The sequence below is a fragment of the Ruminococcus callidus ATCC 27760 genome, from assembly GCF_000468015.1.
Lineage (GTDB): Bacteria > Bacillota > Clostridia > Oscillospirales > Ruminococcaceae > Ruminococcus_C > Ruminococcus_C callidus.
Genome location: NZ_KI260291.1, coordinates 21,428 through 29,166 on the forward strand (window position 1 = coordinate 21,428; position 7,739 = coordinate 29,166).

Here is a 7,739-nt window from a genome sequence, read left to right on the forward strand (position 1 = left end):
GCTGAGCTGGCAGTGCGTAGCACTGACTGAGGGGGGTTCCCTTCTCTTTTTAGGGGAGGCTATTATGAAAATTGATTCCCCAGCAAATTTCCTTGACAAGGCTTCTGATTTTCGCTATAATAATAGTATGGACAGCGGCAACGCTGTGTGCATGGATTAACAGAAAGGAAGAACCAACTGATGACATACAAAGAATCATTCCTGCGTTTTATGGTAGACTGCGGCGTGCTGACGTTCGGGGAATTCACCCTGAAAAGCGGCAGAAAAGCACCGTATTTCATCAACGCCGGCAACTATCACAGCGGTGCCCAGCTGATGGAACTGGGACGCTATTATGCAGCCTGCATTGCCGAGCACAACATTCCGGTGGAAACCGTGTTCGGTCCTGCCTATAAGGGCATTCCGCTGGCAGCAGCTGCGGCAGTGGCTCTGGCGGACAAGTACCAGAAAGATGTCAACTTCTGCTTCGACCGCAAGGAGGTCAAAGACCACGGCGAGGGTGGCATGTTTGTGGGCAAGAAGCTGACAGACGGCGAAAAGGTCGTTATCATCGAGGACGTTATGACTTCCGGCAAGGCAATGGCTGAAGTGTATCCGAAGCTGAAAAGTGCTGCTGATGTGGACATCACCGGCATGGTCATCACTGTAGACCGTATGGAGCGTGCACTGGAGGGCGAAAAGTCCGCAGTACAGGCTGTCTATGAAAAGTACGGCGTTCCGGTATATTCTATCGTCAACATGGAGGACATCATTCAGGGAATCCGCGATGAGGTCATTCCGGGCAAGGAACATCTGGACGCAATGCTGGCATATCGGGAACAGTACGGCGTAAAGGCATAAACTTTTTTTTGATCGGAAACGGACACGTTCCAACGAACCGTGCACCGTTTCTGTCATGTTCCAGTAGCTCAGCCGGATAGAGCGACCGCCTCCTAAGCGGTAGGTCGGGTGTTCGAATCACCTCTGGAACGCCAGAAAACGCTGCCGGCGGGGAAAGTCCTGCCGGCAGATTTTTTTCAAAAAAATAGTTGACAAGCCCCGAAAAGTATGGTATAATAAAAAAGCCGCATGCGTGGAGGTTTCGAAACACTTTGGTGTGCCTTCAGCAGCGAGTTTTTGTAAAAGGCAGGTGCCAAGAATTATGTACGCAGTAATTGAAACCGGCGGAAAGCAGTATCAGGTAAAGGCAAACGACACGCTCTTTATCGAAAAGCTGAACGTGGAAGCAGAAGACAGCATTGTTTTTGACAAGGTTGTAGCAGTTGGCGGCGAGGACGGTCTGAAGATCGGTGCTCCGTATGTTGACGGTGCTTCTGTACGTGCCAAGGTCATCAAGAATGGCAAGGCAAAGAAGATTACGGTTATGACCTACAAGCCGAAGAAGGGCGAAAAGAAGAAGCAGGGTCACAGACAGCCGTATACACAGGTGCAGATCGAAGCCATCGAGGCATAAATGATTTCCGCACGTTTTTTTCTTGCAGGAGAGCAGTACACCGGCTGTGAGATCAGCGGACACGCCGATTATTCGGAGGAGGGGACAGATGTGATCTGTGCCTATGTTTCCGCGACCGTACAGACTGTGGCAAACCTGATGACGGAAATTTTCCGGCTCCCCGTTTCGGCGGCGGAACAGGAAGAACCGGCATTGGTTTTGATACAGCTGAAAGAACCGGATCCGTCCGGAAATGTTCAGCGGCTGTTTGCCGGTCTGGAATTGCAGCTGGGGGAGTTGTCCAAGGTCTTTCCTGCGAATATCCAAGTCACACACATGGAGGTGTAAGAAAATGCTGAAGATTAATGTACAGTTTTTTGCACATAAGAAGGGTTCCGGTTCTACCAAGAACGGTCGTGACTCTGAGTCCAAGCGTCTGGGCGTAAAGCGTGCAGATGGTCAGTTCGTAAAGGCTGGCAACATTCTGGTTCGCCAGAGAGGTACTCACATTCATCCGGGTGCAGGTGTTGGCATCGGTTCTGATGACACCCTGTTCGCAACCGTGGATGGTACTGTAAAGTTTGAGCGTGTTGGCCGTGACCGCAAGAAGGTCAGCGTATACGCTGCACAGTAACGAAACGACAATTTTGTCGGATCAGTGAAGAACGACTGGAAATCCCGAGCAGCGTTTGTATGCTTGGGATTTTCTTATTATATGAATGTGCAGAAATGCACCGTGATATGAGAGGAGATGTGAGAGATGTTTGTCGATCAGGCACGGATTTCTATTAAAGCAGGCGACGGCGGCGATGGTGCAGTTTCTTTCCATCGGGAAAAGTACGTGGCGGCAGGCGGACCGGACGGCGGCGATGGCGGAAAAGGCGGCGACGTGGTCTTTCAGGTAGATGACAACTTTTCTACCTTGATCGATTTCCGCTATAAGCGGAAGTATGTGGCACAACGCGGCGAAAACGGCGGTGCCCGCAATTGTACCGGAAAGAGTGCACCGGATCTGGTGATCCGCGTGCCCCGCGGCACCGTGGTGCGGGAAACCAAGACCGGTCGGATCATGGCAGACCTCTCCACCGATGAGCCGCAGATCCTTGCAAAGGGCGGCAGAGGCGGAAAGGGCAATATCCATTTTGCCACATCTACCCGACAGATCCCCCGTTTTGCAAAGCCGGGCTTTCCGGGTGAGGCATTTGATGTCACACTGGAACTGAAGCTGCTGGCAGATGTGGGACTGGTGGGCTTCCCCAATGTGGGCAAGTCTACCCTGATCTCCGTAGTCAGTGCGGCAAAGCCCAAGATCGCCAACTATCACTTCACCACCCTGACACCGGTGCTGGGTATGGTTCGCGTGGCAGAGGAACAGTCCTTTGTCATGGCAGACATTCCGGGACTGATCGAGGGTGCCAGCGACGGTGTCGGTCTGGGACACGACTTCCTGCGGCATGTGGAACGCTGCCGCCTGATTCTCCACGTGGTGGATGTTTCCGGCAGTGAGGGACGTGACCCCATTGCAGATTACGACACCATTCAGGGCGAACTGGAACGGTTCCGCGAAGATCTGGCAGAGCGTCCGCAGATCGTGGTTGCCAATAAGTGCGACATGGCAGAGCCGGAACAGATCGCACGGTTCCGGCAGTATATCGAGGAAAAGGGACTGCCGTTCTACGAGATCTCCGCAGCGACCACACAGGGCACTGCGGAACTGGTACAGGCGACAGCAGCCCTGCTACAAACCCTGCCGCCGATCCTGCAATACGAGGCAGAGGCTCCCTCGCCGGAAGAACTGGCAGAAAATGCCCATGGCAAATTCGAGATCGAAGTGGAAGACGGCGTGTACTATGTCAACGCCCCGTGGCTGGAACCGATCCTGCGGACAGTCAACATGGAGGACTATTCCTCTCTGCAATACTTCCAGCGGGTGCTCCGCAGCAGTGGCATTATCGATGCACTGGAAGAACAAGGCATTCAGGAGGGCGACACCGTAGACATTCTGGGCTTTGCATTCGACTTTGTGCCGTAATGAGGTGAGCAGATGGAACCGTTGACACAGGCACAGGCAAGACAATACAGCCCCATGGCACTGGCATTTCTGGGGGACAGCGTGTACGAGGTCATGGTGCGGGAATACCTGCTGCGGCAGGCGAACCAGCCGGCGGCAAAACTCCACGACCAAAAGGTACAGCTGGTGTGTGCTGCGTTTCAGGCGGCGGCGGCAGAGCGACTGCTGCCCCACCTGACGGAGGACGAAGCCGGTGTCTATAAACGCGGCAGAAATGCCAATAACACTGTTCCCCGCCATACTTCTGCACAGGATTATCATAGGGCGACCGGACTGGAGAGCCTGTTCGGTTATCTGCACCTGACCGGTGCCGGAGAACGGCTGGAAGAACTGTTTGAAATTGTGATGCATACAGGCGAAACGCCTGCGGAAGAATAAGGAGTGTGAATCCAATGTCAGGACATTCGAAGTGGAATAATATCAAGCGGAAAAAAGAAGCAACTGACGCAATCAAGGGCAAAATTTTCACCAAGATCGGCAGAGAGATCACCGTTTGCGTGAAAGAGGGCGGCCCCGATCCCAGCAGCAATGCCAAGCTGCGGGATCTGATCGCAAAGGCAAAGTCCAACAATGTGCCTAACGACAACATCGACCGTGTCATCAAGAAGGCAGCCGGCGAGGGCGACAAGAACAACTACGAATCTATCGTATACGAGGGCTATGGTCCCTGCGGCGTGGCAGTCATTGTGGAGTGCCTGACCGATAACAAGAACCGTACTGCCGGAAACGTCCGCCACTATTTTGATAAGTTCGGCGGCAATCTGGGCACTTCCGGCTGCGTATCCTTTATGTTCAGCGAAAAAGGCGTGCTGGTGCTGGAAAACAACGGTCTGGACGAAGATCAGGTCATGGAGGACTGCTTCGAGTTTGATGCAGACGACTTCTCCATGGACGATGAAGAAGTGATCGAGGTTTCCTGTGCACCGGCGGCTCTGCGTGGTCTGCGGGAAGGTCTGACCGAAAAGGGCTATAACGTGCTGTCCGCAGAAGTCATGCAGATCCCGTCCACCTATACCACACTGGACGACGAAGAAGCAGTCAAGAAGATGAACCTGCTGCTGGAGAATCTGGAAGAAGATGACGACGTGCAGAACGTATTCCACAACTGGAGCATGCCGGAGGAAGACTAAGGCAACGCCGCACAAAGTCCGGCGGATATTTTAACAGAAAATTGGCGTATCCGGTTTCGCCTCGGCGATGCCGGATGCGTTTTTTTGTGAAAGAAGCTGATATTGGATGTTATATAAATTTCATAAGGAACAGGAACAAATAGAGAAAGTCTCTTTTCATAATATCAAAAAAGTGGGTGGAAATGAAAAGGACTTGGAAAACCTGCTTGCAAATCATTTGCAGGATTTCTTTTCCAATCCAGTTTTGATGCCGATTTTTCAGGAGAGAAAATGGCAGGAAGAACCGGATTTAATGGCGCTGGATGAGAATGGAACGCTTTACATTTTCGAACTGAAAGTAGATTTTGTTTCTGATGAGACTGTTTTTCAAATCATTCGGTATGCGCAAAAATTTGGTATGGAAAGCTATGCGAAGTTAGACCATTTTTATCAGCAGTGGTGTAAAACCACCGGCAGTCCGTATACCGATTTGAAAACTGCGCATAAAGACGCTTTTCAATTGGACTCAGCATTACTGGAATCTCAGTTTAATTGCAAGCAAAAATTGATTCTTGTGGGCAATGCAGCAGATGGTAAGCTGGCGCAGGCAGTTCAATACTGGCAAGAAAAAGGGTTGGAAATTGATTTTATGCCGTATCGGTTTTATGAAATCGGCGGTGAAATGTATTTTGAATTCTTTGCAAAACCATTTGACATCTGTTCTTTCCAATCGAATCAATCGAAAAAAGGCGTTTTATTTGATACCAATGGAAAACACAACGGACTTCAATCCGTTCTGGATATGCTTCAGGATAAGGAGAAAAAAATCAGTGCCTATGGAAAAGCAAATCGCTTTGTGGATTGGCTGAAAAAAGACGACTATGTTTTGTATTATCAAGTGGGTTATGGCGTAATTGCCGCAGGGATCGTAACGGATAATGTTGCTGAAAACTTAGACGGAGAAGAGCGATGCCGAAGAGTAAATCTGCTGACAGATATGATTTGGTGTGAAGAAGATATCTGTGCGATTTCTCCAAGGGAGTTAGAGGAATTGTTAGGACATGGATTTTTTTATGCCAATACGATCAAGCGCCCTTACTTGAGCGAGGATGAAGCCAAATTGGTAGTCCAAAAATTACAAGAAAAATATCAAGAAAAACGAAAGGAAAAAGAATGCGATTTGAAGAACTGAATCTATCCACACCGCTGCTGGAAGCTGTGGCACAGCTGGATTTTACCGAAATGACTGAAATTCAGGAAAAGGCGATCCCGCTGCTGCTGGAGGGCAGGGATGTGATCGGCAAGTCCAATACCGGTACCGGAAAAACCGCGGCGTTCAGTATCCCGATTCTGGAACAAATGGGACAGCTGCCGCAGGAGGAACGCCGCAGTGTCTGTGCCCTGATCCTCTGTCCCACACGGGAACTGGCAATGCAGGCATGCGACGAGATCCGTAAGTTTGCCCGCTTTCAGAAGCAGGTGAAGCCGGTGGCAGTCTACGGCGGTGCCAGCATGGAACGCCAGATCTACCAGCTGAAAAACGGTGCCAATCTGGTGGTCGGCACTCCCGGACGTGTCCTTGACCACCTCCGCCGCCGTACCCTGAAGCTGGACAACCTGAAAACGATCGTGCTGGACGAAGCTGATGAAATGCTGAACATGGGCTTCCGCGAGGACATCGAATCGGTGCTGGCACAGATTCCGGAGGAACGCCAGACTGTGCTGTTCTCCGCCACCATGCCGCCGGCAATTCTGGCAATTACCAAGCAGTATCAAAAAGAGCCGGTGCTGGTGCAGATTCAGAGTGCCCACCGGACAGTAGATGCGATTGCACAGTTTTCTGTCAGCGTGCCCATGGGACGTAAGACCGATGCTCTCCAGCTGTTGCTGCTGTCGAAACAGCCTAAGTCTGCCATGATCTTCTGCAACACCAAGAAAATGGTAGATGAACTGACCGAAGCCCTCTGTCTGCGTGGTTTTTCTGCGGCAGGGCTTCACGGCGACATGAAGCAGCTTCAGCGGACACAGGTGATGAACGGCTTCAAAAGCGGCAGAAGTACCATTCTGATCGCCACCGACGTGGCAGCCCGCGGCATTGATGTCAAGGGCGTGGACGCGGTATTCAACTACGACCTGCCGCAGGATCATGAGTACTATATCCACCGGATCGGCAGAACCGGACGTGCCGGAAAGACCGGTGCGGCGTATAACATTCTCAGCGGCAGAAAACAGGAAATGGAGATGCGGGAAATCTCCCGCTATACCAAGGCGGACATCACTGAGATTCCGGTGCCCACTTCCAAGGAACTCCGCAGTGCAGCCGTAGCGGAAACCCGTGCCAAGCTGCTGGAACTGGCGGCAGCACCGGCTTCGGAAGAAGCACTGACAGTGGCACAGGAACTGCTGGCACAGACCGGATCACCGGAACAGCTGCTGGCAGCTCTGATTCAGCAGCAGCTGGACGATGCCACCAAGAACCTGCCGGCATTTGACGTGCCGAAGCCCATTCGCAAGGGCAAGCGTGCCGGAGCCAAGACGGTTCGGGTGCACATCAACGCCGGCAGAAAAGACCGCATGGCACCGAATTTCATTCTGGGAGCACTGGTAGAAGCCACCGGCATGGCTGGCAACGAGTTCGGCAAGATCGACATTCACGACCAGTACACCACCGTGGAAGTGCCGGAAACGGAAACCGATTTCGTTATCGACTCCATGCAGAACGAAAAGATCAACGGCAAGTCCGTTGCCGTGCGGCGGTATGAGGAACGGGATAACGACTATCGCGGCGACTCCCGCGGACGCGGCGGCAGAAACGGCGGACAGCACCGCCAGTCCCGCCATGGCTATAACCAGCGTGCCCGCAGCGGCGGCTATAACCGCAAGCGGAGAAAGGGCTAATATCAGTTTTGTCAGTTCTTCTGTAGAACCTGATGTATTCAGAAAAAGATTCCACAGAGAACCCCTCCACCAGCTTCGCTGGTTCCCCTTCCCTAAAGGGAAGGCTCTTATTCAGGCTCCCCTTTAGGGCACCCGTAGGGCGTGCCTTGTGCTGAGCTGTCACCGTAGGTGACTGAGGGGTACTTCCGTGTAACCTAAGGCAACACCGCACAAAGCCCGCCTGACGGCT

9 protein-coding genes and 1 tRNA gene are annotated in these 7,739 nt (G+C 52.2%); all 10 read left to right on the plus strand.

Features of this window, described 5'->3' with window-relative positions; all coding sequences use genetic code 11:
* Positions 1 to 180 precede the first annotated feature (180 nt).
* The 10 genes from pyrE to RUMCAL_RS00800 all read left to right on the plus strand — a co-directional run bounded on the left by pyrE (position 181) and on the right by RUMCAL_RS00800 (position 7,510).
* Positions 181 to 840: an orotate phosphoribosyltransferase gene (gene pyrE / locus RUMCAL_RS00755; protein ID WP_021680466.1), complete on the plus strand. Its 660-nt coding sequence runs from the start codon at positions 181 to 183 to the stop codon at positions 838 to 840.
* A gap of 57 nt (positions 841 to 897) precedes the next feature.
* Positions 898 to 974: transfer RNA gene (locus RUMCAL_RS00760), tRNA-Arg, on the plus strand.
* Between the two features lie 167 nt (positions 975 to 1,141).
* Positions 1,142 to 1,453: a 50S ribosomal protein L21 gene (gene rplU / locus RUMCAL_RS00765; protein WP_021680468.1), complete on the plus strand. Its 312-nt coding sequence runs from the start codon at positions 1,142 to 1,144 to the stop codon at positions 1,451 to 1,453.
* A complete protein-coding gene (locus RUMCAL_RS00770; RefSeq protein ID WP_021680469.1) occupies positions 1,454 to 1,780 on the plus strand; it encodes a ribosomal-processing cysteine protease Prp in 327 nt (108 codons plus the stop codon).
* Between the two features lie 4 nt (positions 1,781 to 1,784).
* Positions 1,785 to 2,066 (plus strand): 50S ribosomal protein L27, encoded by a 282-nt coding sequence (rpmA, locus tag RUMCAL_RS00775; RefSeq protein ID WP_021680470.1) that lies wholly within the window; start codon positions 1,785 to 1,787, stop codon positions 2,064 to 2,066.
* A gap of 126 nt (positions 2,067 to 2,192) precedes the next feature.
* Positions 2,193 to 3,464, plus strand: a complete 1,272-nt coding sequence (obgE, locus tag RUMCAL_RS00780) for a GTPase ObgE (RefSeq protein WP_021680471.1) — start codon at positions 2,193 to 2,195, stop codon at positions 3,462 to 3,464.
* Positions 3,465 to 3,476: 12 nt separating this feature from the next.
* Positions 3,477 to 3,881, plus strand: a complete 405-nt coding sequence (locus RUMCAL_RS00785) for a Mini-ribonuclease 3 (RefSeq protein WP_021680472.1) — start codon at positions 3,477 to 3,479, stop codon at positions 3,879 to 3,881.
* 14 nt (positions 3,882 to 3,895) lie between these two features.
* Complete coding sequence (locus RUMCAL_RS00790; RefSeq protein WP_021680473.1) at positions 3,896 to 4,633, plus strand: YebC/PmpR family DNA-binding transcriptional regulator; 738 nt, start codon at positions 3,896 to 3,898, stop codon at positions 4,631 to 4,633.
* A gap of 106 nt (positions 4,634 to 4,739) precedes the next feature.
* Positions 4,740 to 5,804: a PDDEXK family nuclease gene (locus RUMCAL_RS00795; RefSeq protein WP_021680474.1), complete on the plus strand. Its 1,065-nt coding sequence runs from the start codon at positions 4,740 to 4,742 to the stop codon at positions 5,802 to 5,804.
* Positions 5,786 to 7,510 (plus strand): DEAD/DEAH box helicase, encoded by a 1,725-nt coding sequence (locus RUMCAL_RS00800; RefSeq protein WP_021680475.1) that lies wholly within the window; start codon positions 5,786 to 5,788, stop codon positions 7,508 to 7,510. Before RUMCAL_RS00795 ends, RUMCAL_RS00800 begins: the two co-directional genes overlap by 19 nt.
* The last annotated feature ends 229 nt before the right edge of the window (positions 7,511 to 7,739 follow it).